We start from the raw sequence: 23,919 nt of genomic DNA on the forward strand, positions 1-23,919 counted from the left end.
CGTGTCGATACCTTCGTTCTTTCGATCATGCAGGAAATGACCCGCGCCACAACTCTTCGGGAGTACCAACCAGGCGCACCTCTCCTAACGTCACGCCCCCCAGCTCGAAGGAGGTCTGCGAGCCTGGGTCATACGCAAAGCCAGCCGTGCGATAAAAGCGCAACGCCCGTTCATTGGCGGTCAGCACCCAGAGGCTGATACGAGAAGGCGAATCCTGACGTATCTCCGTCAAGGCATGTTGCCACAGATGCAGACCGACCCCACGGGACCAATAGTCCGGATCCAGGTAGAGGGTATATATCTCGATCTGATGCGGGGCGGTATCAGTGTCGCGACAAGGCCCCCAGGCGCAGAAGCCGACCACTCGCCCGTCACTCTCGGCCACCACCACTCGAGTCTCGCCATGCATCAACCTGTCCTGCCACAGGCGCTTTTGCTGCGTGACGGAAAGACTCTCCAGATAATCCCACAACAGAATATCGCGATAGGCTAGCTGCCATGCCCGGACATGCACATGGGCGATCCCAGCGGCATCATCCGGACTCGCCCGCCGCACGGTGACGGGAACTCTCTCGACCACAACATCACCTCGCTTCATGCGCCAACATGCCGTACACCACGTGCGTCACGGGACGTTCGCCGATCCATTCACACTCCCTCAGGTGCCCTTCCTCGGTGAAGCCCAGACGCTCGGCCACGGCACGGCTGCGCAGGTTGTGCTCGCCGCAGTGCAGCTCGACGCGATGCAGGCCCAGTTCATCGAATCCCAGGGTCAGCAACTCGCGCGCGCAGGCCGTGATGATGCCGTGGCCGGTAACGTCATGACTCAACCAATACCCCAGGGCGGCCATGCGTCGGCTCGCCACGATTCGGTTGAATCCGCAAGCGCCAGCCAGCTCGCCGCGCCACAGAATGGCGAAATGCATGGCGGTACCGGCCTGCCACTCCTGCATGGCAGAGTCGATGAAGGCACGGCTATCGTCGACCGTCCGAGTGGCATCCACCCAGGGCAGCCACTCGCGAAGCGTGCACCGGCTGGCATCGACGGCATCGAATAGCGACGCAGCATGGCGATGAGCCAGCGGCTCAATGGCGATCTCTCGGGTAACCTCGCGGCGTCGTGACGGCATGACAGTCATGACGTGTTTCCTCCTTGAATCACGTGAAGATCCAAGCATGACAGCTTCGCAGGCATCCCACGAGCCACCTCGCCCTGGCATTCCCGAGCACGGTCGCGACAGGGCAGCCAAGTTGTTAGAGTGCTATTTATATCACTCGACTGGATACAAGGAGATTTCGATGCAGATCGATCTGACCGGCAAGACTGCCATCGTCACCGGCTCCACCGGAGGTATCGGCTTCGCCATTGCCAAGGGCCTGGCCGACAGCGGGGCCAGCGTGGTGTTGAACGGGCGCAAGCAGGCTGCTGTGGACGACGCCCTCGAACGCCTGCGCCAGCAAGTGCCGAACGCCGATGCCCGCGGCATGGCCGCCGACCTCGGCAGTGCCGAAGGTTGTGATGCCATGCTCACCGCCGAGCCCGACACCGATATCCTGGTCAACAACGTCGGCATCTTCGGCCCCCAGGACTTCTTCGACACGCCGGACGACGAATGGCAACGCTTCTTCGACGTCAACGTGATGTCCGGGGTGCGCCTGTCGCGGGCCTATGCCGGCGGCATGGTCGAGCGCGGCTGGGGACGCATCCTGTTCCTGTCGTCGGAGTCGGCGCTGAACATCCCCGACGACATGATCCACTACGGTGTGACCAAGACCGCCTATCTGTCACTGTCGCGGGGCCTGGCCAAGCGCCTGGCCGGCACCGGCGTCACGGTCAACGCGGTACTGCCGGGGCCGACCCTCTCCGAGGGCGTTCAGGAAATGCTTGCCGAGCAACAGAGGCAGAGCGGCAAGTCGATGGAGGATACCGCGCGAGACTTCGTGATGGCCCAGCGCCCCAGTTCGATCATCCAGCGCGCCGCCAGCGTCGAGGAAGTCGCCAACATGGTCGTCTACGCCGCCTCGCCCCAGGCATCGGCCACCAGCGGCGCCGCCCTGCGAGTGGACGGCGGCGTGGTAGACAGCATTGCCTGAGAGCCTCGTTGCGTCCGGCCTCGCTCGGTTTCCCCCGGGCGAGGCCGGAGCCGTCAACTCAACGTCAAGGAAGTCCCCAGCGGCAGGCGACGCAGGCGTTGCCCGATCGCCGCGTACAGGGCATTGGCCACCGCCGGCGCGATAGGTGGCACCCCTGGCTCGCCCACCCCGGTAGGCGGTTCGCTGGACGACACGATGTGTACTTCGACCTCGGGCATCTGGTTCATCCGCAGGACCTGATAGTTGTGGAAGTTGGACTGCTGAACCACTCCTTCGTCGAGACTGATCTCGCCGGAGATGGCCGCAGCAAGACCAAAACCGATGCCACCTTCCATCTGCGCCTTGATCACGTCCGGATTCACGGCCACGCCGCAGTCCACCGCGCACACCACCCGGTCGACCGAATAGCTGCCATCCGACTTGACGGTTACCTCCGCCACCTGGGCCACGAAGGACGAGAAAGATTCATGCACGGCCACGCCGCGCCCCCGTTGCTCACCCTCGGCACCCGCGTCCAGCGGCTTCTCCCAACCGGCCTGCTCGGCTGCCAGTGTCAACACGCCACGATGGCGCGGCTTGTCGTCCAGCAATGCCAGGCGATAGGCCACCGGGTCCTGCTCGGCCGCGACCGCAGCCTCGTCGATCAGGCACTCGGTGGAAAAGGCGGTATGCGTATGTCCCACCGAGCGCCACCACTGCACCGGTACGCCAATATCACTGGGCGTGGTGAGCTCGACCTGCAGATTGGGCACGCCATAGGCCAGGTTGGCCGCGCCTTCCACCGAGGTCGCGTCCACACCCTCCTTGACCATGACGGACTCCATGGGCGTCCCCGTCATGATCGACTGTCCCACCAGGTGCTGATGCCAGGCCACGAGCTTGCCCTGCTCGTCCAGCGCCAGCCGCCCGCGATGCACGTTGAGCGGCCGGTAATAGCCGCCACGGGTATCGTCCTCGCGCATCCAGACCATCTTCACCGGCGCCTCGATACCATTCTCGCGGGCCGCCTTGGCGATGGACACGGCCTCGAGCACGAAATCGGACTGCGGGTTGGCGCGCCGACCGAAACTGCCGCCCGCGTATAGCTGGGCCAGCGAGACATTCTCCGGCGCGATGCCAAGCAGCTCGGCCACGGCCTGGCGATCCATGGTCTGCCACTGTTCGCCGTTCCAGATGTCGCAGCGGTCGTCGCCGAGTTCCACCAGGCAGTTCATCGGTTCCATGGCAGCGTGGGCCAGATAGGGGAAGACATATTCCGCCTCGACCAGAGTCGCGGGCTTCTCCAGCGCTGCGGCGGCATCGCCATGCCGGGCGGCGACCTTGCCCTCCTGGCCGGCCAGTTCCTGAAAGTGGGCCACGATCTCGTCCGTGCCCTGGGTGAAGGCCTCGCTCTCGTCCCACTCCAGCGACAATGCATCACGCCCCTGACTCGCCGCCCAGGTGTTGTCCGCCAGCACCGCCACGCCCTCGAAGCGATGTGGCCCACCGGCGAAACGCACCACCCCGACCACTCCGGGAACCTCGCGTGCCTTGCTGTCATCGACCGACGCCAAGGTAGCGCCGAACGTCGGTGGATGCGCCGGCACCGCGATCAACATGCCAGGACGGGTCATGTCCTGGGTGAAGATGGCACTGCCATCGGTCTTTGCCGGGCTGTCCTGGCGTGGCGTGTCGAGCTTGCCGATCAGGCGAAAGTCGTCGGGATCCTTGAGCGTCACGTCCTCCGGCACCGGCAACTCGGCAGCCGCTTCGACCAGCTCACCGAAACCGCTCTCGTTACCGGATGGCTCGTGGCGCAAGCGCCCCTCGCGCACATGGATCTCCTCGGCAGGCACCTGCCAGCGTTCAGCGGCGGCCGCCACCAGCATGGCACGGGCCGTCGCGCCGGCATGCCGCATCTGCTCGTAGGAATTGGTAATGGCGGTACTGCCACCGGTGCCCTGCATGCCGAACGCCAAGTTCTTGTAGCGCTCGGCATCCGCCGGAGCCCCCTCCACGGATACATCGCGCCAGTCGGCGTCGAGCTCTTCGGCCACCAGGGTGGCGAGGCCGGTGTAGGTGCCTTGTCCCATTTCCAGATGCTTGGCGACCACGACCACCGCGCCATCGGTGCCAATGCGCACGAAGGCATTGGGGGAAAAGTCATCGCCTTCACCGGCTGCGGCCTCCTCCGCCTGCACCCGGCCGCCGCGCATCAGCAGGGGCGACAGGTAGACGCCCAGTGCCAGTCCGGCAGAACCCTGCAGGAAGTGACGACGACTGATGTTGACGACCTCGGTGCGGGGCCGGGACGTCGGTTTGGGGTCGAAAATGCCCATCGTCGATCTCCTCATGCCAGGGAAGTGGCGGCTTCATGAATGGCGGCGCGAATGCGTACATAAGTCGCGCAGCGGCAGATGTTGCCGTTCATCACCGAATCGATGTCGTCGTCGCTGGGATCGGCGTTTTCACTGAGCAGTGCCACGGCCGCCATGATCTGTCCGGACTGGCAATAACCGCACTGAACGACATCGAGCTTGCGCCAGGCCGCCTGCACCGCCTCGCCGATGCGCTCGTCACCCACTGCCTCGATCGTGGTGATCTCGCGCTCCCCCACCGCCGAGACGGGCGTGACACAGGAACGCGTCGCCTCACCGTCCAGATGCACGGTACAGGCGCCGCACAACGACATGCCGCAGCCATACTTGGTACCGGTCAGGCCCACCACATCGCGCAATGCCCACAGCAAGGGCATTTCGTCAGGCACATCCAGCTCATGGGTCTGTCCATTGATCGTCAAGGTCGCCATTTGCGCGTCTCCTCATCGCGTCTTGTTATTCTCGGCGCTTGCTGCACCGAAAACTGTCAGGCGACTAGACAAGATAGCAGCTCGTGCCATTCACGCGGTCTACTTCAGGCATCCAGCCAGGGATCGTAGCGGCCAAAATCGACACTGCCCCGCGTCAGGCCATAAAAAAGCGGCGGGCAAGGCCCGCCGCAGGCGGCATCATCAGTACCGGCGGCCAGGGCACTTCCTTGGCCTGCTTCACGGCGTGGGCGAACAGGTAGGCGAGCGTCACATAACCGGAGTACATCAGGTAGTCGACGCTGGCCGCGCTACCTTCCGCTCACGTGCCCAGAAGAACATCACCTTGCTGGTCAGCTCAGGTTCGTTGCCGCAAACAATCAAAGTAGACAGTGGGCGTTGCTACGTGATCACGTCCAGGAACCGAGCCAAGTGACGCCCGGATAGGGACGTATCCACCAGTTGACCGACACACTCCCGGCTGAAGTCATCCACGATGTTCAGCACGCGGAATCGATGCCCCGAGGCCAACTGATCCGAAACGAAGTCCATCGACCAGCGCTGGTTGAGCCTGTTCGGTAGCGCCATCGGCGTCCTTGGCCACACCAGCCATTTGCACCGGCGGGTCCGAACTTAATAGGCCATCCTCGCAGTACAAGCCGGTAGGTACGCTTGCGCGTTGATCACTAGCCCCTCCTGACGCAACAGCGCATGCAGTAGCAAGTAGCCGTATCGGGGGTAGCCCGTCGCTAAAGCTTGAAGGCATGTCCGAAGCAGCGCATCGTCTCGCGGTATCGCCTGATACCGAGCCACTGGTCGTGCCAGGCCCAGTAGTCGGCAGGCCCTTCGCTGGCAGAGCCAGCCGCCTATCACCAGGTGCTTTACCGCCCGCCGCTTCGCTTCGGGCGTCACCACTTTCCCGAGACGACCTCTTTGAGCGCGGCATTGTCGAGGGCGCTTTCCGCCAACAGCTTCTTCAGTCGGGCATTCTCTGTCTCCAGCTCGCACAGGCGCTTGGCCTCCGAAACTTCCATGCCGCTGTACTTGGCCTTCCAGTGGTAGAAAGTCTGTTCGGTCACGCCGTTCTACCGGGCCAGTTCGGCGAACGATACGCCGCGCTCGCTGGCCTTGAGGATGCTGATGATCTGCTCTTCGATATATCGGTTGCACTTCATCGCAATGATCTCCTGCTATCAGAGTAAACATCGCGGAAATCTCACATTGTCGGTGGACCGGTTTCTGGCGGAATGTCAGCATATGGCTCAGGGCCTTTCCCCAAGGTTGGGCCACCGGAACCTAGAGTTTTCAGGGGGCAGAGCAAGTTCGTGGCACGCAAGTAGAATTCGTGCCACCGCTAAGATAGCGGTGGTGTCGTTCACTTTGCCGAGGATCAGACAGCCATTGGGGAGCACCGTCAAGGTGTCGATGGCTGAGGCGTTGTCCCTGCCCTTGATCAAGTCACTACCCAATGGCCAGGCATTCATGTTTCTCAACCTTGACCAGAACCAGGTCGATGATCCTTGGTGTATATTTTAAAGGGTAGAATTATCGCATCCATAGCGATAGCGCTTGAGTACCGCGAATAGTTTCTGCTCCAGCAGCCGGACTGGTAGGTCCTGTTGCTGCGCTCCGTGGGAAGGCGCTTTCCAACTGTGGGATTCAAGGCCGAAGTATTGCTGAAGTAATGGCATGGGAATATCGATGGCTCGCAGGTTAGCCATCAGCTTATTGACCGCTACTGAGACAATGGGATGGTTCCAGTAGTAACGAATTCGATCCGAATAGCTGAACCCTCTCAACCATTTCTGTGTCTGCGCATCGCCGTGGTAATAAGCTTGCCAGGCAGCGGGTTCGTCACACATCACTTGCTCGATGACGTTACGAAGATGTGAGCGGGAGCTCGGCTCGATCAGTTCCTGTTCGATCGCTGCAAGGGCGAATAGGCCTTCCCTGTAAGCGAAGGTCAACTCCGGACCGACTTTCAGAATAACAAAACCCTGGTGGACCAAGGCCGCCAACGACTCGGTCGATTGATAGTCGGTGGAGTGCGCCTCAAAGACATAGCTGGGCTCCTCAGTGCTTGCCGTGATGAGCTCTCGTGCCGCGATGGGATCAAAGGGCATGATATCCTGATCGGAAAAGTCCACCCCAGGCTGCACGACGACGGCAAGGACCCTGTCCAGAGCGGACATCAGCTCTGCGGCTTGAAAGGCATCACGATGAGTTGCCACCGTTTCCTGAAACCGCGCTGACGTCGTGACAGAAACCGCTTCCAGTCCCTCGGTCTCACCGCCGGGAATCGGAACCTCGGTGCCGATAATGTAAACCGGCGGAGACTCCGCAGAAGCAGCAGCCTCTGCCACGCGACACAGGCGCGCCGCACGCTCAGCGACCAAGCGAGCATCCAGCGGAATCTCATCGCCACCCAGAGGCATGGAGGCATCCAGGTGAATCTTGGTAAACCCGGCCTCGACGTACTCCCGCACCATGGCTTCGGCCAATTGCATGGCCTCTTCAGCAGGTTTACTGCTCCAGGGGTTGGGCCCCAGATGATCCCCTCCGAGCCAAAGCCTTTGCGTGTCGAAACCTACGATTTCGGCAATCCTTTCGACATACGCGCGGAAATCAGCTGGGCGCATAGACGTGTACCCCCCGAACTGATTGACCTGATTGGACGTGGCCTCGATCAGTACGGTACGCTTTGTATCACGGTCAAACGCCAGCGAGGCTTCGATGACTGCAGGGTGTGCTGAGCAAACGGAGCAGATTCCGGCCTGTTCAGGGGTCAGATATCTCTGCAAGTGGATATTCATGGGCGTACTTCCCTCCTGTCTGAAGGCGTAATGGGTGGGCTAGTGAATGTCGGCAGCGTGTTGTTCGATGAACTCATCCAACTCCGCCATGCTGGAGGCGCCCTCCATCGGGCCCATGCACGTCACGGCACGCGCCCCGGCGGCATTGGCGTAGCGCAGGCGCTCTTCGATCGACAGGTCATCGCCGAAAAGAGCGATATATGTAGCCCCGAAGCAGTCGCCGGCACCGGTAGGATCGCACTCTTCCACCGTGAAACCGGGAGCATCGATATGGCGGCCGGAGCGATCATGATAGCGGCCCCCCTTACTGCCGAGTTTGACGATCACCTCATTGACGCCAAGACGAAAAACCTCATCCAATGCCTGTTGCTCAGTTGCCGTACCAAGTAGTGTGACCAGCTCCCCTTCACTGGGCAGCAGAATGTCAGTGAGCTCGAGAATATAGTTCAGCGCGTCGCGCATCTCCGGCAAACCCAGCATCTCCTTGCGAATATTGGGATCGAAGGAGACGAGTCCGCCATTCGCTTTGACGCCGCGGATGGCTTTTTGGGTCGCCTCGATAACTCGGAAAGAGAACAGCGACGTTCCCATGACATGCAAGATTTGGCAGTCCGACAAGCTATCACGGGTAATCTGATTTGGCGTGATCTGGGAACAGGCCGCGTTGGTGATGTTGTAGATGAAGTCGCGTGAACTGTCCTGATGGTAGGTCACGAAGGCACTACCTGTGGTGGCATTGTTCAACACGCGAATATGCTCGATATCGACGCCGTCACGTTTCAGGCGTTCGCGATTTAACTCCCCGAATCCATCATCGCCGACACTGCCAAACATGCCGCAGCTTTTACCCAGACGACCCACTTGGTCGATGAAGATGGCGGGGGCACCGCTGGGATAGGGACCGAGAAACTGGCCCGGCGCATTGAAGGGTTGGCCGCGTTCGGCCGCGATGAATTCCACTAGCACCTCGCCGATTGTCATGATCTTGGACATGGCATCTTTCCCCTTCACTGGGCCGCGGTGGGCAACGTCTTGAACGCGCGGCCGTAGGCATCAGCGGCTTTCAGCGCATCGAGGTAGTCCTTATTCTCGTACTGGACGGGCTCGTTGAAGGTGCACTCTCCCGGCCGCATCATACGTTCGACGGCGACCATCAGATAGCTGTCGCTGATGTCCTCCACGCCAAGATCCGCCAGCGTCAGAGGCAGGTTGACGGCATGGCACAATTGATAGGTCCGTTCGATCAGATCACTCCCCTTGTCGGTCAGAAATAGCGACGCCAGGATGCCGAAGGCAACTTTCTCGCCATGCAGTAATCCGTGGGTTTCGTGCCATTCGGCAATACCCTGATGAAAACCATGAGCGGCCCCCAGTCCGCCGCTTTCAAAGCCGATCGTGCTCATCAGTGTGGCCGCCTCGACGACACGCTCGAGAGCAGGGGTCACCAGTTTCGCCTCGCAGTGCGATAGCGCCAGCGGCGCGTATTCGGTCAAGGTCTCGTAGCAGGCGTTGGCGATAACGTACGCCGTGTGGGTCGGGGCATAGCCGGTGAAGTTGCGGTGACGAGTGGCCCAGGCGGACTCGGCCTCGAACCAGGTAGCCAGGGCATCGGCAATACCCGCACTCAGAAAGCGCGAAGGGGCATTGGCAACGATCCGGGTATCGATAATGACCATATCGGGGTTATTGCGTCCGTGCAGGTCTCTGGCAACCGAGTGATCTTCGTTGTAGATCACCGCATTCTTGCTGCATGGCGCATCCGAGGCAGCAATCGTGGGAATGGCGATGATGCGCGTTCCCGGCGCATAATGAGCCGCGCCCTTGGCGGTGTCGATGGCCTTGCCACCGCCGAGACCAATCACGAGATGATGTCCACCGGCCTGGAGCTGCTCGCTCGCGGCGCGCATGGCGTGCTCGGTCGATTCGCCCTCGAAGTCGAAGAACTGAAGAGTGAGTTTACCTTGGCAGATATTCTCGATATGCGGGCGCATCCACTCACCGATACCGGGATCGAGCACGACGAGTGCCGTATCGCCCAAAGGAGCTGCCAGGGCGGGCAGTTCATGTAATGCATCTCGGCCTTGCACGTAGCGAGCGGGGAAGACGGCGCTGGTAATCATGTATGTTCCTTTATAGTGACGATGAGACCATGGAATTGAATATCACGGAGCTGAAGTGGCGGCGGTGCGAAAGCGAGCACGCTTGAACTGTAGGGTTTGTCCCTGGATCTGCTGTTGCTGGAATCCGTGCTCAATCAGGGTTTCGCTCCAGACGTCTTTGAGTTGCGCGAGTAACAGCACCTCGGTGAGGTGCTCGAGTACGCGGAGATGAGCGGCTGGAATACCCGGGCGGCGGATGATCCCAATGTTGCGGTCACTCAGGCCACATAGAGCGATGTAATCCTTGCTGGCGGGGTGGTACCCGTCCGGGTCGCCGCCCAGATCGATGAAGCTGCAATCAATGCCTCGGCATGTATTGGCCAGCGCCTCTCCCCAGCCGTACAGGACCTCTGCCGCGCTGTCGTAAATGCCCCCCGTCAGTTGAACCCCTTCCAAAGGCGTATGGTTCTGGACTGATACCAGGGCGGGTGCATCGCTGATTATGTGCAGTTCCGGTATCCCGGACAGCAGAACGGCCATGCGCTGAGCCAGCACGGATCCCGCAAGGAAAACATGGTCGCCGGGTTTCACTTGCAACGCAGCCTGATAGGCGACCGGGTAGGCCTGGCGAAAGCGTGATTCGAGCAGACTGAAAGCGTCGGTCCCGGCGGCGGGATCATCGATGCAGCGGGCGCCCCCAAAAGAGCGAATCAAGTAGCCTTGATCTTCCAGGTACTGGAGATCGGTACGAATGGTGACGGTGGTTACACCGTACTGTTCGGCCAGTTCGTTGACGTTGGCATCGCCCTTATCCCTGACATGCTCGGCAATGCTCAGCCGCCGTTTGAGTGCGTTATGAAGTGATCTTGGCATTAAGTCGTCTCTGTTGACTGTGTCGAGCAGCCGACTCGTCCGTCTCGAAAAACCGTCCTGAATCCGATATTGGAAGCCGAGGATTCCGGAGTATTGGAAGAGCGAGCGGAGTTGCGATAACGATTGCAGTAGGAGTCATGGCAAAGGAAAGAGCCTCCACGCATGGTGCGTCGTGTGCCTTGTTCGGGGCCGCGGGGGTTGCTGAGCGGAGAGGCATCGTAAAAACGAGCATCGAACCAGTCTGCGCACCACTCCCAGACATTGCCGATCATCTGATGCAAACCATAGTCGTTCGGTGCGAAGTGATTGGCAGGTGCCGTCGCATCCCAGCCATCCTCGCAGCGATTGAAATGGGGAAACTGGCCTTGCCAAATATTGCAGGGCCATGCACCGTTCTGGCCGGTGTCGAGTGTGTCGCCCCAAGGGTAGCGCATCCCCCGCCCCCCTCCCCCACGGCAGGCCCGCTCCCATTGAGCCTCGGTGGGCAACTGTCGATGGGCCCAACAACAGTACGCCATGGCATCATTCCAGCTCACATGCACCACCGGATGACTTTCGATCCCTTCGAGGGACGATAGCGGACCGGCAGGATGGCGCCAGTCGGCCCCACGGACGCTCAGCCACCACGAGGTGCCGGGAAAGGCGCCCTCCACATCGCTTGGTTCGGCTTTTAGGTGAGCGTCGAAGACCGCCGAAGCGCCATGGTGTTCGGCGTCGGTCACGTAGCCGGTGGCCGCGACGAAGGCAGCATAGTCGCGATTGGTAACCGTGGTGATATCTATTGCAAAAGCATCAAGATAGACGGCGTGTTCTGGCGTTTCTCCATCCTCGTGTGCCCCCTCGTCGAAAGCATCACCCATCCAGAATGCACCATCATCGATTCGAGCCTGGGCAATGCTGTGACGGCCGGAACCTGCTGCAACAGTCATATCGACTGTTCGTCGCTTTTCCTCCACCACCCGTGAGGGAGTGCAGCAGTCTATTTTGGAGTTCTCTTTGTGATCGTCCGAATGGCTCATTGTCGCGTTACCTATTACCCAGTTATCGATAAGGCGCTGACCAGGTGGCCGTGCGCAGGGCGCTTTCGGCTCTCCAGTGTGCGATGACTTCCTGTAGGTGCTGGCGAATGGCAGCAACGGTCTCGTCATCCCATAGGTTATACATCTCTCCCGGATCGCGCTGCATGTCGAAGAGTTGCCCTTCATCACTGTCGATGAATTCAACGAGTTTCCAGCGTTCATCTCTCACCATCGTCATCAGTTCGGTGCCACTGAAAATGAAATCATAGGCATGCTCCGAAAAGACGAAATCGCGGCCAGAAAACTGTTCGCCTCGAATCGCCGGCAGCAGCGTTTTCGCCTCCATCCATGGCGGCGGTTCGATACCGGCCAGCTCCAAGATGGTCGGACCAAAATCAATCAGCGACGTCAGTCCATCGACGCGCTGATTCCGGGCAACGCCGCGTCCCCAAACGATGGCGGGAACGTGTACACTCTCTTCGTACATCGTCCACTTCTGACTGTGCCAATGATCATTGAGACAGTCTCCATGGTCGGACGTGAAGATGATGACCGTATTGTCGAGCACACCACGTGATTCCAGTGCCGACATCAATTCGCCAACCTGGTGATCGATCATGGTGACGTTGGCGTAATAATAACGGCGCTGACGTTCGATCTGATCCATACCGGGATTATCCTGATGAACGATGGCGTCGTGATCGTCGTCAATATGATTTTTACGCAAGGTTCGAAGCGGTTTCGGCTGGCTTTCGAGCTCTTCTCGGCTCAATTCCGGTAGTGGTATTTCACGGCTTTCGTAGCGTTTCAGCGCTTCCTTTGTCGGGTCGTATGGAGGGTGTGGTCCCGGGAAGCCCACCTCGAGGAAAAAGGGTTCGTCTGCCTTTATTTTGTAGCGATCGATCCATTCATGGGCCAAATTTCCCACGAAGTTGTCGGAGTGAAGATCATCTGCAGCAGGCCATTCGAATGCGCCAAGGCGCTGCGAGTAGTCGGGGATATCCCGTTTGTAGGTCGCACGCCCAGGCTTTTCGACGCCCCTGACCCATAGGGCCTTGTCCCATTGATCTAGGAAGAAAGGCTGAGAGGGATGGTTGCGATCCTTGTTTTCCACGACATGACGCTCGTGAAAGCCCAGCGGGGTCTCATAGGGATAGGTGTGCATCTTGCCAATGTTGACGCAGCGGTAGCCGTCATCTGCTAGCTGCTCGACCCAAGAGTGGCGCCAAGGATCCTCATTGCGCAAGACGCCGCTACTGTGGGGATAGAGACCACTGAATAGCGCGGCACGAGAGGGCGCGCAGGAGGGAGCAGCGGCATAGGTGCGTGTGAAGGTGGTCCCCTCTTTAACCAATCGATCCAGGTTCGGGGTAATGACGTGATCGTGTCCCAATGCGGCAATGGTATCGAAGCGTTGCTGGTCGGTAATGATGAAAACGATATTGGGCTTGGACTCGGTTTTCATGAATGGTGCCTCGTGACTATTTGAGAATGGACGAGCGATAAGTTTCTGTCAGGAAAAGCGTGCAGATGAAGCTCATGATCGCAATTGCCGTGACATAGACAGCAGCACCCCAGTAGCTTCCTGCGATGCCTACCAGTGTCAGGGCAATGAGAGGTGTCGGAGCTCCACCGATCAGTGATGATCCTTGATACACCACACCCAGCGCGGTATAGCGAACCTTGGTGGTAAACAGTTCGGCAAAGAAGGTTCCCTGGATCGAAAACATCAACCCGGTTCCTACGGCCTGCGTCAGAATGATGGCTAGCCAGGCTATCCATACACTGTTGAGAGACAGCATGGGGAAATAGGCCAATCCCGCCATGGCACAGACGATCGTGCCACTGAGGTAGACGGGGCGACGCCCGATACGATCGGATAGCGTGCCGAAGATAGGGATGAGTCCTATCTGAATACCGGCCGATATTACGAATCCCGTCAACATCACTTCGTTAGCCAAGCCTAATTCTCGTGTGGCGTAGGCGATACCGAAGACATTGACGATATTGAAGGTAACCGCGTCGCACATACGTGCGCCTACCGCCAGAAGCAGTGCGCCGGGATGCTGGCGTAGCAGGGAAATGAAAGGTATTTGCTTGGCCCCTTTCGTGTCTTCGGAACGCTGGAAGACTTCGGTTTCGGGCAGCTTGTCGCGGATATACAGCGCCAGGACCAAGAACAGGCCTGATAGAAAGAAAGGAAGCCGCCAGGCCCAATCCATCACGGTCTCCTGTGGCAGTAACATGACCAGGGAGAAAACCCCGGTGGCGACTAGAATCCCCGCTGGCGTCCCCATCTGGTGAAAGCTCCCCATCAGTCCACGCTTTTGGCTTGGCGCATTCTCTAGCGCGACCAGGGCTCCTCCGCCAAATTCGCCACCAATGCCGAACCCCTGCACCGTGCGCAGCAGAACCAACAGGGCCGGCGCAAGCCAACCAGATGATTGATAGGTGGGGAGAAGGCCTATCAATAACGTGCACATCCCCATGATGAGCACACTGAGTAACAACATTTTCTTGCGTCCATAACGATCACCAAGATGACCAAAGACCAGCGCGCCGACCGGACGCGCAAGAAAACCGGCGGCGAAAGAACCAAACGCTCCAACCAGTCCCGCCCCTTCAGGAAAGAACAGTTGAGGAAAGACGACTGCGGCAGCGGTCCCATACAAGGAATAGTCATACCATTCTATGAATGATCCGCTAAACGCAGCGAAGCTGGCATGCTTCGATGACGTGGTATGAACAGTACCAGGAGGCGTTCTGCTGCCGCTGGTGGCTTCGGATATGGTATCCATGGCTGTGACGGTGCTCCTAGTTTTGTAATTTTTCAAATGAAAGTTTTCAAAGCGTGTCAGCTCGTGCAAGGCTGTGTCACTTAGACATTAGTCGTTAATTTATCCGTGACGGGCAATTATTTTTTTCTTTTCGAAAGCATAGTCGCGATTTTCGAGGCTTATTTAGGTTCAGCGCAGATCAGCGTGAAACCAGCAAGGCTGGTGGCGAGGGCAAGAAAGAGAAACGGCGGTAAATCTGAGTAAGCTGATATTCGCTAAAACGTCAGCCTACGGACATCGCCGTTACCATGGATACTCCCCTGCTCCCTCAAGGTGAGACGCTTACGCTGTCCGGCTTGTGGCCCAACACGAGAGCGCATCGACTGGTTGCCCGGGCGCTCGCCGGTCACCACCGCGCTGAGCTAGTGGGTGGAGCGTTTGGTCACGTTGCTGCCGATCCGGCATGTCGCGGACCGGGTTCGCTTGCATTGGCATACCGTCAAGACCATCGACAAGCAGTGCCTGCAACGAGACCTGATGGCACCGGACCCGACACACAGCGGCTAATGATGGACGAGTTAAGTTTGCACAAGGGGCACCGCTACGCCACCGTGGTCGCCTGCACTGATACCCAGCAGGTGGTCTGGGTCGGTAAAGGCCGCTCCCACGGAGCGATCCACCCGTTCTTCGAGTGGCTGGGCGAGGCACGAGAACAGATCGAGGCCATCGCCATGGACATGAATTCGGTCTTCGATCTCGAAGTGAAGGACCAATGTCTCACGCAGAGGTGGTCTACGATCTCTTCCATGTGGTGGCCAAATATGGGCGTGAGGTGGTAGACCGGGTGCGCGTCGACCAAGCCAATCAGCTGCGCAATGACAAAGCGGCCCGCAAGGCCATCAAGCGGATGGCCTACGGGTACCGCGATACGGCATGCTTCTTCCTGAATATTCGTGCCGCGTTTCCCGGCAAAGTGCGATGAACCTAAAAAAGCGGCGGGCAAGGCCCGCCGCAACACCGATCAGAGCGCCCGATCAGAGAGAGTCACAGGAAAGAGAACGTCACAGGAAAGAAAAAGCCACGGGAATCAGATTTCGAACCCACGACCAAAGTCGTCGGGAGACAGCGCCATCAGCGACTCGCCACCGGCCTGGATCATCTGGACGTGGGCGCGGGTGCGCGGCAGCAGCCGTTCATAGTAGAAACGCGCGGTGTTGACCTTGGCACGGTAGAAGGCGGCATCATCAGTACCGGCGGCCAGGGCACTCTTGGCCTGCTTCGCGGCGCGGGCGAACAGGTAGGCGAGCGTCACATAACCGGAGTACATCAGGTAGTCGACGCTGGCCGCGCCCACTTCCTCACGGTCGTTCATGGCCTTCATGCCCACGCCCATGGTCAACTCGCCCCACTCAGCATTGAGCTTGGCCAACGGACGCACGAACTCGGCCATGTCGGGATTGCCTTCTTCGGCCTGGCAGAACTTGTGGATCTCCTTGGTGAAGACCTTGAGCGTCTCACCCTGGCTCATCAACACCTTGCGACCCAGCAGGTCGAGAGCCTGGATACCGGTGGTGCCTTCATAGAGACGAGTGATACGGGCATCGCGCACCAGTTGCTCCATGCCCCATTCCTGGATGAAGCCGTGGCCGCCGAACACCTGTACGCCCTCATTGGTCGCCTCAAACCCGACCTCGGTGAGAAACGCCTTGACGATGGGCGTCAGCAGGCCGAGCAGGGTCTCGGCACGCTCGGTCTGCTCGGCATCGTCACTGCGCTCCACCACATCGACCATCTGCGCCGCATAGAGCACCAGCATGCGGCCACCCTCGGCGAAGGCCTTCTGGGTCAGCAGCATGCGGCGGACATCCGGGTGCACAATGATCGGATCGGCAGGCTTGTCTTCGGCCTTGGCGCCGGACAGTGCACGCATCTGCAGGCGATCCCGTGCATAGGCCAGAGCGTTCTGGAAGCTGGCCTCGGTGAGACCGAGCCCCTGGATGCCCACCCCGATGCGCGCGGCATTCATCATGGTGAACATGCAGGCCAGCCCCTTGTGGGGCTTGCCGACCAGAAAGCCACGGGCGCCATCGAAGTTCATCACGCAGGTGGCGTTGCCATGGATGCCCATCTTGTGCTCAAGCGAGCCGCAACTCACACCGTTGCGCGCTCCCGGATTGCCGTCGGCATCCGGCAGGAACTTCGGCACCACGAACAACGAGATACCCTTGGAACCGGCCGGAGCATCCGGCAGCTTGGCCAGCACCAGGTGCACGATATTCTCGGCCAGGTCATGGTCGCCGGCGGAGATGAAGATCTTGGTGCCGCTGAGCGTGTAGCTGTCGTCCTCGTTGGGTACCGCCCGAGTCTTGATCAGTCCCAGGTCGGTGCCGCAATGCGGCTCGGTCAGGCACATGGTGCCGGTCCACACGCCCTCGACCAGCTTGCTCAGGTAGGTGGCTTGCTGTGCTTCGGTGCCATGATGACGCAAGGCATCGGCGGCCCCATGGGACAGCCCCGGATACATGCCCCAAGCCAGATTGGTGGCACAAATCATCTCCGAGAGCACCATGGCAAGCGACGGCGGTAGCCCCTGCCCACCCTGCTCCGGGTCGGCGGCCAGGCTCGGCCAGCCACCTTCCACATAGCGGCTATACGCCTCCTTGAAGCCCTTCGGCGTCTTGACCTCACCGCCCTCCAGCAAACAACCTTCCAGGTCGCCGCTCTGGTTCAGTGGCAGCAGCTCTTCGCGTGCGAAGCGCGCCCCCTCCTCGAGGATCGCCCCAACCACATCGGGCGTTGCCTCCTCGCCACCGGGCAATCCCGCATAATGGGTCGGATAGTCGAGCATCTCGTCCATGACGAAGCGCAGATCACGCAAGGGGGCCTGGTAGTCGGGCATTGTCTCTCTCCTCGAACGCGGACGCATGAAGCGGCCGAACCGCTTGCAAACAGCCTTTCAAACAATTGTTTGAAATTACGCCCACGAGACAGGGCAGTCAAGCGTTCGTTTAAACCAAGCCACGAGATGCGAGATGCGAGATGCGAGATGCGAGATGCGAGATACGAGATACGAGATACGAGATACGAGATACGAGCGACGAGCGACGAGCGACGAGCGACGAGCGACGAGCGACGAGCGACGAGCAGATCATGTGTCTAGACTCCGCATTGTCAAGCTTCCCGCTCACTGCTCGAATCTCGTGGCTCGCAGCTCGCTCGGCATAGCCGCGTTCTTCCTGCTTCAGCTCATCCGAATCCCGCCGTCCAGGCGGATCACTTCGCCGTTGAGCATCGGGTTGGTGACGATCTGTTCGGCCAAGCGGGCGTATTCATCGGGCTTGCCGAGCCGCTTGGGGAAGGGAATGGAAGCGGATAACGACGCCACGGCGTCCTCCGGAATGTCGCTCATCATCGGTGTTTCGAACACTCCGGGAGCAATCGCCATGACACGGATCCCATGCCGCGAGAGCTCGCGGGCCGCCGGCAGGCTCATGCCGACCACGCCCGCCTTGGAGGCACTGTAGGCGCACTGCCCCACCTGACCATCGAAGGCAGCGACCGAAGCGGTGTTGATGATCACGCCCCGTTCGCCGTCCTCGCCCGGCGCATTCCTGGACATCGCCGCCGCGGCCAGGCGCATCACGTTGAAGGTGCCTACCAGGTTGATCTGCACGGTACGCGCATAGGCATCGAGATCGGCGGGGTTGCCTTCGCGATCGAGCAGCTTGGCCACGCTGACCACACCGGCGCAATGGATCACCCCGGCCAGGCCACGCTCGCCCTCTTCTCCTCCTCCCAGGGCGACGGCCGCCTCCACGGCAGCTTGCATGTCATCCTCGCGGGTGACATCCCCGCGAACCGCACGGGCCGCTTCGCCGAGCCGGGCGGCATGCGACTCGACCGCCTCGCTGAGGTCGCACAGCACCACGCGGCCGCCGGCGGCAACGATACGCTCCGCCGTGGCGGCGCCCAGCCCGGATGCGGCACCGGTGATCAGAAAGGCGTTGTCCTTCAATTGCATCGCTACATCTCCATGGTCATTGAGCGGTCGTCTCCGCCTTGTCGGCGGCATCCGCGCGCAGCTTGAAGCGTTGGATCTTGCCGCTGGGTGTCTTGGGCAGGGTGTCGACGAATTCGATCACCCTGGGAAAAGCGTGGGTTGAGAGACGCTTGCGCACCTGCTGGCGGATCTCGTCGGCGAGCGTATCGCTGGCCTCGACGCCGTCTCGCAGCACCACATAGGACTTGATGATCTCGCCGCGAATCTCGTCGGGCTGGCCCACCGCGGCCGACTCCGCCACGGCCGGATGCATGAGCACCGAGTTCTCCACATCGGTGGGCCCGACCCGATAACCGGCGGTGGTGATGATGTCGTCGTCGCGACCGGCGAACTGGAAGCTGCCATCCTCATTGCGCTGCACCACGTCACCGGTCAGATAATAGCCCCCGACGAAGGGTTCCTTCTCCTGCCAGGTATAGCCGGGGAAGAAATGTGCCGGAGAACGGGCGATGTCGACCGCCAGCACGCCGGGTTCCCCTGGCGGAAGCTCGTTGTACTCGGCATCGAGGATCGCCAGGCGATAGCCGGGCATCGGCACGCCCATGCCACCGACATGCTTGGGATGCGCCAGGGCGTGATGGTTGCAGCAGGTCATGCCGGTCTCGGTCTGGCCATAGTGGTCCATCACCGAACAGCCCAGCGCCGTTTCCACCCAGGTGACCACCTCGGTATTGAGCGGCTCGCCGGCGGAACTGGCACGCCGCAAGGAAAGCCGCTCCCGGGCGTCGTCGAACAGTCCCGATGCCTTCATCAATCGGTAGGCGGTGGGCGCGGCGGCGAAATTGGTGATGCCATGACGCTCCATGAAGCTCAGCGCACCCTCGGCACTGAAGCCGGACTCGCAGAAGTGCGTGGTCACACCCAGCAACAGCGGGCCGGCGATAGCGTAGTAAAGGCCATAGGCCCAGCCGGGATCGGCCATGTTCCAGAAACGGTCGCTGTCATCGAGACCGATGGCCAGTTCCATGTAGAGCGCGAAGGCCGGCATGGCGGCAAGCGGCACGGCAACGCCCTTGGGCTTGCCCACGGTGCCGGAGGTGAACATCTGCAGGAAGGGAGCATCCGGCGACTGCCGCGGTGCCGCTGTCTCGATGGGCGAGTGCGCCAGGGCCGAGGCCCAATCCAGGTCATCGCCATGCTCGGTATCGGGCCCACCCACGACGAGTACCGGCGGACACTGAGCCAGGCCATCGAACTTGGCGCGATTGTCGCCATCGGTGATCACCAGCCGGGTATCGGCACGCTCCAGCCGATACGCCACCGAATCGGATCCGAAGGCGGTGAACAGCGGCTGGTAGACCGCGCCGATGCGCCAGCTAGCCAGTATCGCGATCAATAGCTGTGGCGAGCGAGGCAGCATGCAGGCGATACGCTCACCCTCGCCCAGGCCGCGCTCGACGAGCCAGCCGGCGAGCTTCTCACTCTCGGTGGCCAGTTCGCCATAACTCAGCGTCGTGATCCGTCCTCGAGTGTCCTCGTGGACCAGGGCCGTCACCTCGCCGCGCCCTTCGCGCAAGTGGCGCCCGCAACAAGCCTCGAAGGCATTCAACCGGCCATCGCGATGGTCGTCGAGCCGGGCGACGACATCGTCGATGGCAAAGGTCTCGAGATAGGCATGATAGTCGGGAAGGGTCGTGGTCGTGGTCATGGGCTTGCCCCCTTGTGATTGTTGTCGGAAACCGCTCGCCATGTTTTCGTTGACGTAAGCGTCAACCTATCAAGCGCTAGGGTCAAGCTAGAGGCTCGGGCTCAGCAGGGCAAGCGCCGAAGACGCAAATGGGGCTAGACCATGGTCGACGCCATGGCCAAACAACAAGCGCCTATCAGCCGGCGGGATGGGTCAACATGGCGACGAGCTCCCCGGCGAGTTCGTCCGGCGTCCGTTCACCATCGGGGTCATACCAGCGCACGGTCCAGTTGAGCGCGCCCATCACGAAACGCGAGACCAGAAAACGATCGCCCCGGATCAGGCCGGCGGCCAGGGCATCGTCGATCACCTCTTCCCAGAGTGCCTCGTAGGCATCGCGCAGGTGGCTGAGATGGGCTCTCGCCGGCGCGTCCAGGCGTCGCCATTCGTACAGCGCCACTACATGGGCGTTGCGGTCGGTGAGCAGCGTCTCCAGATGGGCCCGGGCCATGGCGTGCAACCTCGAGGCGGGGTCGCTGTCGCAGTCATCAAGGGCTGCCCGTGCGATACCCAGCGCGTTTTCCGTGCCTTCCTCGATCACCGCGGCCAGGATCTCTTGCTTGTCGCGGAAATGGTGGAACAGGCTGCCGGACTTGATGCCCATCTCCTGGGCCAGCATGCGCACCGTGGTACGGTCGAAGCCTTCCTGAACGAAGAGCTGGGCGGCCTGGCGCGTCAGTTCCTTGCGGCGCGGAGAGTCATTCATTACATTCATCGAGATTTACACTAGCGCTTGCTTGGTTGACCCTGAGAAGATCATAGCCCCGCCGACGGGTCAACGCCGTTGACCAACGCGCCCTCACAATCACAACCATCACTGATCGGGAGATACCCCATGAGCCACGCCGACGATATCGTATTCCTCTCCGCGACCCGCACGCCCATGGGCGGGATGCTCGGCAGCCTAGCATCGCTCAGTGCACCGGAGCTCGCCGCCACTGCCATTCGTGCTGCCATCGAACGCGCCGGCATCGAGGCCTCCGCCATCGACGAGGGCATCCTGGGCTGTGTGCTACCCGCCGGTGTCAAGCAAGGGCCGGCTCGGCAGGCCATGCGTCAGGCCGGCATTCCTGACACCATCGGTGCCACCACCATCAACAAGCTGTGCGGCTCGGGCATGAAGGCCACCATGCTGGCCCATGACCTGATCCGCGCCGGCAGTGGCGAGATCCTGCTCGCCGGCGGCATGGAATCCATGTCCAACGCCCCGCATGTACTGACCCGGGCGCGCACCGGCTACCGCCTGGGGCACGGCGAGTTAAAGGACCACATGTTCCTCGATGGCCTGGAAGACGCCGAGACCGGCCAGTTGATGGGCGGCTTCGCCCAGCAGATCGCCAGCGAGCGTGGCTATTCCCGCGAGCGGCTCGATGACTTCGCCATCGCCTCGCTGGAACGCGCCATGCAGGCCACCGATGCCGGCCACCTGGATGCCGAGATGGCACCGGTCACGGTCAAGGATCGCAAGGGCGAGACCCGGGTCGAGCACGACGAGCAGCCCTTTCAGGCCCGGCTCGACAAGATTCGCGAACTGCGCCCGGCGTTCGCCAAGGAGGGCACCATCACGGCAGCCAACTCGAGCTCGATCTCCGATGGCGCCTCGGCGCTGATCCTGGCCAGCCAGGCGGCGGCGGACCGGGCCGGCGCCAAGCCCATCGCCCGCATGCTGGGCCACAGCACCCATTCGCGCCATCCAAGCGAGTTCACCATCGCTCCGGTGGGCGCCATCGACAAGCTGATGAAAAAACTCGGTTGGGGCGTCGACGACGTGGACCTGTTCGAGATCAACGAGGCCTTCGCCGTGGTCACCCTGATGGCCATGGACGACCTTGGCCTGCCCCATGACAAGGTCAACGTCTTCGGCGGTGCCTGCGCCCAGGGCCACCCCGTCGGCTCTACCGGCTCGCGGATCATCGCCACCCTGATCCACGCCCTGCGCACCAAGGGCGGCAAGCGCGGCATCGCCAGCCTGTGCATCGGCGGCGGTGAAGCCACCGCCGTGGCCGTGGAGCTGATCGACTGAGGCGCTTCGTCCGCCGCCCCTTGCTAGTGGCTAGTTTCTGGGGGCGGCCAGGCGCTCCAGCCGCAGCCGCTGGCGATCGTCGAACAATCGCCGGCTCCCCGCTGCCACCGCCACCAGGGTGCCGAACCCGGTGCCCAGGGTCAGGGTGAACATCACCAGGATCTGATACTTGACCGCCAGTGCCGGCGGGCTGCCGGCCAGTATCTGGCCGGTCATCATGCCCGGCAGGCTGACCACGCCAGCGGCGGCCATGGCATTGATGGTGGGCATCAGGCCACTGCGCATCGCTTCGCGGCGGATATCACCAACCGCTTCCTGCCAGCGCTGCCCGAGCATCAGGCGATTCTCGATCACCGCCCGCTGACGCCAGGCCGTGTCGGTCAGGCGATCCAGCGCCAGGGCCACGCCGGTCATGGTATTGCCGAGCATCATGCCCAACAGCGGGATGGCGTACTGGGGCCGGTACCAGGGATCCGGCCCGATGATCACGGTCAGGGTCAGCACGGCCACGCTGAACGAGGACACAAACATCGCCAGTGTGCCGATGCCGAACGCCCAGCCGCCTACCAGGCGACGCTTCTGGCGTGCCATCACCTCGCGCCCGGCAATCAGCAGCATGCCGAACGCCATCAGCGCCACCCAATGCAATGCCGATGCCGCGAACAGCGCCTCCAGCACCAGCCCCACCAGGGATAACTGAATCACGGTGCGCACAGCGACGATCAGCAGGCTTCTGGCCATGCCAAGCCGCGCGACGACCGTGCACCCCGCCAGCGCCACCACCAGCAGTGCCGCCAGGGCCAATTGCCACCAGGTGAGCACGATCACGTCCATGCGCTCGCCTCCTCCTCTTCCACCAATTGCCCATCGCGGATGCACCAGTGACGATCCGCCACCCGTGCGATCTGGCCCGTGTCGTGGGCCACCCAGAGCGTCGGCCAGCCTCTAGAACGGATGCGCTCGGCCAGCCAGGTCTCCACGCGCCGGATCGTGGCTTCGTCGAGATTGGCGGTGGGTTCGTCGAGCAGCAAGGCTTCAGGATCGCGGGCAACCGCACGCAATAGCGCCAGACGCTGCTTCTCCCCGGAAGAAAGCCGCGCCACCTGCCAATCGAGCACATCCGGGGTAAAGCCCAGCGCCTCCAGATCGGCCGGGGCGACTCTCGGCAGGTGATCGCCGACACGATCGGCCCACCAATGACTCTCCGCCGGCACCAGCATCACCCGGGCCCGCCATTCATGGGCCGGGGTCATCGACTGCGCCCGTTCGCCCAGCCACGCCTCCCCTTCGTGAGGATCGAGGTCCGCCAGGGCACGCAACAGGCGGCTCTTTCCCGAACCGCTGGCCCCCGAGAGGCAAAGAATCTCGCCAGGGGCGAGATTCAGATCGACGTCGCTTAGTTCACCTACGGCGAAGCGCTCGAGACTCAGAGAATGAGAGCACACAAGTGATGGCTCCTGAGCGGGGGCGACGAAAGTCGGCAATAGCATTCGTATATCAAGAAAACACGATAATGCCTCACTATCCGGCTCTCTGGACAGCACCGCCGGAAAGCCGGACACCCATTCGGGTCTCGATGACGGTAATCCCCCGACTCTCTCTTTGGATCTCTCTTCGCGGTCACCGAACCTTCATCGACACGACTTCCCCTCGACCCACCGTTGTCATGATGCCAGACCAAGCTATTGC

General features: G+C 61.2%; 22 protein-coding genes and 2 pseudogenes. 3 read left to right on the forward strand and 21 right to left on the reverse strand.

What is annotated here, in order from left to right; translation table 11 throughout:
- Window positions 1-25: 25 nt before the first annotated feature.
- The gene (locus tag FZZ93_RS01330) at window positions 26-598 is read right to left on the reverse strand and encodes a GNAT family N-acetyltransferase (protein ID WP_223111747.1); all 573 of its coding nucleotides are present in this window, start codon (window positions 596-598) and stop codon (window positions 26-28) included.
- Window positions 585-1,139 (reverse strand): GNAT family N-acetyltransferase, encoded by a 555-nt coding sequence (locus FZZ93_RS01335; protein ID WP_187774426.1) that lies wholly within the window; start codon window positions 1,137-1,139, stop codon window positions 585-587. Before FZZ93_RS01335 ends, FZZ93_RS01330 begins: the two co-directional genes overlap by 14 nt.
- A 160-nt stretch (window positions 1,140-1,299) precedes the next feature.
- Here FZZ93_RS01335 and FZZ93_RS01340 point away from each other — a divergent pair, with 160 nt between their 5' ends.
- Window positions 1,300-2,094, forward strand: a complete 795-nt coding sequence (locus FZZ93_RS01340; protein ID WP_149320527.1) for an SDR family NAD(P)-dependent oxidoreductase — start codon at window positions 1,300-1,302, stop codon at window positions 2,092-2,094.
- 53 nt (window positions 2,095-2,147) lie between these two features.
- Here the strand turns inward: FZZ93_RS01340 and FZZ93_RS01345 are convergent, their stop codons facing one another.
- From FZZ93_RS01345 to FZZ93_RS01395, 13 genes and pseudogenes are all read right to left on the reverse strand, one after another.
- Window positions 2,148-4,412 (reverse strand): xanthine dehydrogenase family protein molybdopterin-binding subunit, encoded by a 2,265-nt coding sequence (locus FZZ93_RS01345; RefSeq protein ID WP_149320528.1) that lies wholly within the window; start codon window positions 4,410-4,412, stop codon window positions 2,148-2,150.
- A gap of 11 nt (window positions 4,413-4,423) precedes the next feature.
- Window positions 4,424-4,882: a (2Fe-2S)-binding protein gene (locus FZZ93_RS01350; protein ID WP_149320529.1), complete on the reverse strand. Its 459-nt coding sequence runs from the start codon at window positions 4,880-4,882 to the stop codon at window positions 4,424-4,426.
- A gap of 154 nt (window positions 4,883-5,036) precedes the next feature.
- On the reverse strand, window positions 5,037-5,168 hold the full coding sequence (locus FZZ93_RS18605; protein WP_281290346.1) for a hypothetical protein: 132 nt from the start codon (window positions 5,166-5,168) through the stop codon (window positions 5,037-5,039).
- Window positions 5,169-5,281: 113 nt separating this feature from the next.
- The gene (locus FZZ93_RS01355) at window positions 5,282-5,467 is read right to left on the reverse strand and encodes a DDE-type integrase/transposase/recombinase (RefSeq protein WP_149320530.1); all 186 of its coding nucleotides are present in this window, start codon (window positions 5,465-5,467) and stop codon (window positions 5,282-5,284) included.
- A gap of 320 nt (window positions 5,468-5,787) precedes the next feature.
- Entirely contained in the window at window positions 5,788-5,958 is a 171-nt protein-coding gene (locus FZZ93_RS01360) for a transposase (RefSeq protein ID WP_149320531.1), read from the reverse strand.
- Window positions 5,959-6,228: 270 nt separating this feature from the next.
- Window positions 6,229-6,359 (reverse strand): annotated as a pseudogene (locus FZZ93_RS18485) (IS30 family transposase); the annotation flags it as partial.
- A 52-nt stretch (window positions 6,360-6,411) separates the two neighbouring features.
- Window positions 6,412-7,692 carry a class II D-tagatose-bisphosphate aldolase, non-catalytic subunit gene (locus FZZ93_RS01365; protein WP_149320532.1) on the reverse strand — a complete coding sequence of 427 codons (1,281 nt, stop codon included), beginning with the start codon at window positions 7,690-7,692 and terminating at the stop codon, window positions 6,412-6,414.
- Between the two features lie 39 nt (window positions 7,693-7,731).
- A complete protein-coding gene (locus tag FZZ93_RS01370; protein ID WP_149320533.1) occupies window positions 7,732-8,685 on the reverse strand; it encodes a sugar kinase in 954 nt (317 codons plus the stop codon).
- A gap of 14 nt (window positions 8,686-8,699) precedes the next feature.
- Entirely contained in the window at window positions 8,700-9,812 is a 1,113-nt protein-coding gene (locus FZZ93_RS01375; RefSeq protein WP_149320534.1) for a glycerol dehydrogenase, read from the reverse strand.
- Between the two features lie 42 nt (window positions 9,813-9,854).
- Window positions 9,855-10,664: a DeoR family transcriptional regulator gene (locus FZZ93_RS01380; RefSeq protein ID WP_149320535.1), complete on the reverse strand. Its 810-nt coding sequence runs from the start codon at window positions 10,662-10,664 to the stop codon at window positions 9,855-9,857.
- The gene (locus FZZ93_RS01385) at window positions 10,664-11,683 is read right to left on the reverse strand and encodes a formylglycine-generating enzyme family protein (protein ID WP_223111748.1); all 1,020 of its coding nucleotides are present in this window, start codon (window positions 11,681-11,683) and stop codon (window positions 10,664-10,666) included. The genes FZZ93_RS01380 and FZZ93_RS01385 overlap by 1 nt, the downstream gene beginning before the upstream one ends.
- A gap of 22 nt (window positions 11,684-11,705) precedes the next feature.
- On the reverse strand, window positions 11,706-13,148 hold the full coding sequence (locus FZZ93_RS01390) for a sulfatase family protein (protein ID WP_149320536.1): 1,443 nt from the start codon (window positions 13,146-13,148) through the stop codon (window positions 11,706-11,708).
- Between the two features lie 16 nt (window positions 13,149-13,164).
- Window positions 13,165-14,481 carry an MFS transporter gene (locus FZZ93_RS01395; protein WP_149320537.1) on the reverse strand — a complete coding sequence of 439 codons (1,317 nt, stop codon included), beginning with the start codon at window positions 14,479-14,481 and terminating at the stop codon, window positions 13,165-13,167.
- Between the two features lie 468 nt (window positions 14,482-14,949).
- On the opposite strand from FZZ93_RS01395, the pseudogene FZZ93_RS18690 reads away from it, so the two are divergent.
- A pseudogene (locus tag FZZ93_RS18690) lies at window positions 14,950-15,364 on the forward strand (ISL3 family transposase); the annotation flags it as partial.
- Between the two features lie 183 nt (window positions 15,365-15,547).
- Here FZZ93_RS18690 and FZZ93_RS01405 read toward each other — a convergent pair.
- The 4 genes from FZZ93_RS01405 to FZZ93_RS01420 all read right to left on the reverse strand — a co-directional run bounded on the left by FZZ93_RS01405 (window position 15,548) and on the right by FZZ93_RS01420 (window position 20,913).
- Window positions 15,548-17,359, reverse strand: a complete 1,812-nt coding sequence (locus tag FZZ93_RS01405) for an acyl-CoA dehydrogenase C-terminal domain-containing protein (RefSeq protein WP_149320538.1) — start codon at window positions 17,357-17,359, stop codon at window positions 15,548-15,550.
- 342 nt (window positions 17,360-17,701) lie between these two features.
- Window positions 17,702-18,481, reverse strand: coding sequence for an SDR family NAD(P)-dependent oxidoreductase (locus FZZ93_RS01410; protein WP_149320539.1), 780 nt, complete (start codon window positions 18,479-18,481; stop codon window positions 17,702-17,704).
- Window positions 18,482-18,497: 16 nt separating this feature from the next.
- Complete coding sequence (locus tag FZZ93_RS01415; RefSeq protein ID WP_149320540.1) at window positions 18,498-20,168, reverse strand: AMP-binding protein; 1,671 nt, start codon at window positions 20,166-20,168, stop codon at window positions 18,498-18,500.
- A gap of 175 nt (window positions 20,169-20,343) precedes the next feature.
- The gene (locus tag FZZ93_RS01420) at window positions 20,344-20,913 is read right to left on the reverse strand and encodes a TetR/AcrR family transcriptional regulator (protein WP_041601962.1); all 570 of its coding nucleotides are present in this window, start codon (window positions 20,911-20,913) and stop codon (window positions 20,344-20,346) included.
- 129 nt (window positions 20,914-21,042) lie between these two features.
- Between FZZ93_RS01420 and FZZ93_RS01425 the strand changes: the two genes are divergently transcribed.
- Window positions 21,043-22,230 carry an acetyl-CoA C-acyltransferase gene (locus FZZ93_RS01425; RefSeq protein ID WP_149320541.1) on the forward strand — a complete coding sequence of 396 codons (1,188 nt, stop codon included), beginning with the start codon at window positions 21,043-21,045 and terminating at the stop codon, window positions 22,228-22,230.
- A 30-nt stretch (window positions 22,231-22,260) separates the two neighbouring features.
- Here FZZ93_RS01425 and FZZ93_RS01430 read toward each other — a convergent pair whose 3' ends face one another.
- On the reverse strand, window positions 22,261-23,064 hold the full coding sequence (locus FZZ93_RS01430; RefSeq protein WP_149320542.1) for an ABC transporter permease: 804 nt from the start codon (window positions 23,062-23,064) through the stop codon (window positions 22,261-22,263).
- Window positions 23,055-23,675, reverse strand: coding sequence for an ABC transporter ATP-binding protein (locus FZZ93_RS01435; RefSeq protein ID WP_149320543.1), 621 nt, complete (start codon window positions 23,673-23,675; stop codon window positions 23,055-23,057). Before FZZ93_RS01435 ends, FZZ93_RS01430 begins: the two co-directional genes overlap by 10 nt.
- Window positions 23,676-23,919 lie beyond the last annotated feature (244 nt).

It is taken from the genome of Halomonas eurihalina, from assembly GCF_008274785.1.
GTDB lineage: Bacteria > Pseudomonadota > Gammaproteobacteria > Pseudomonadales > Halomonadaceae > Halomonas > Halomonas eurihalina.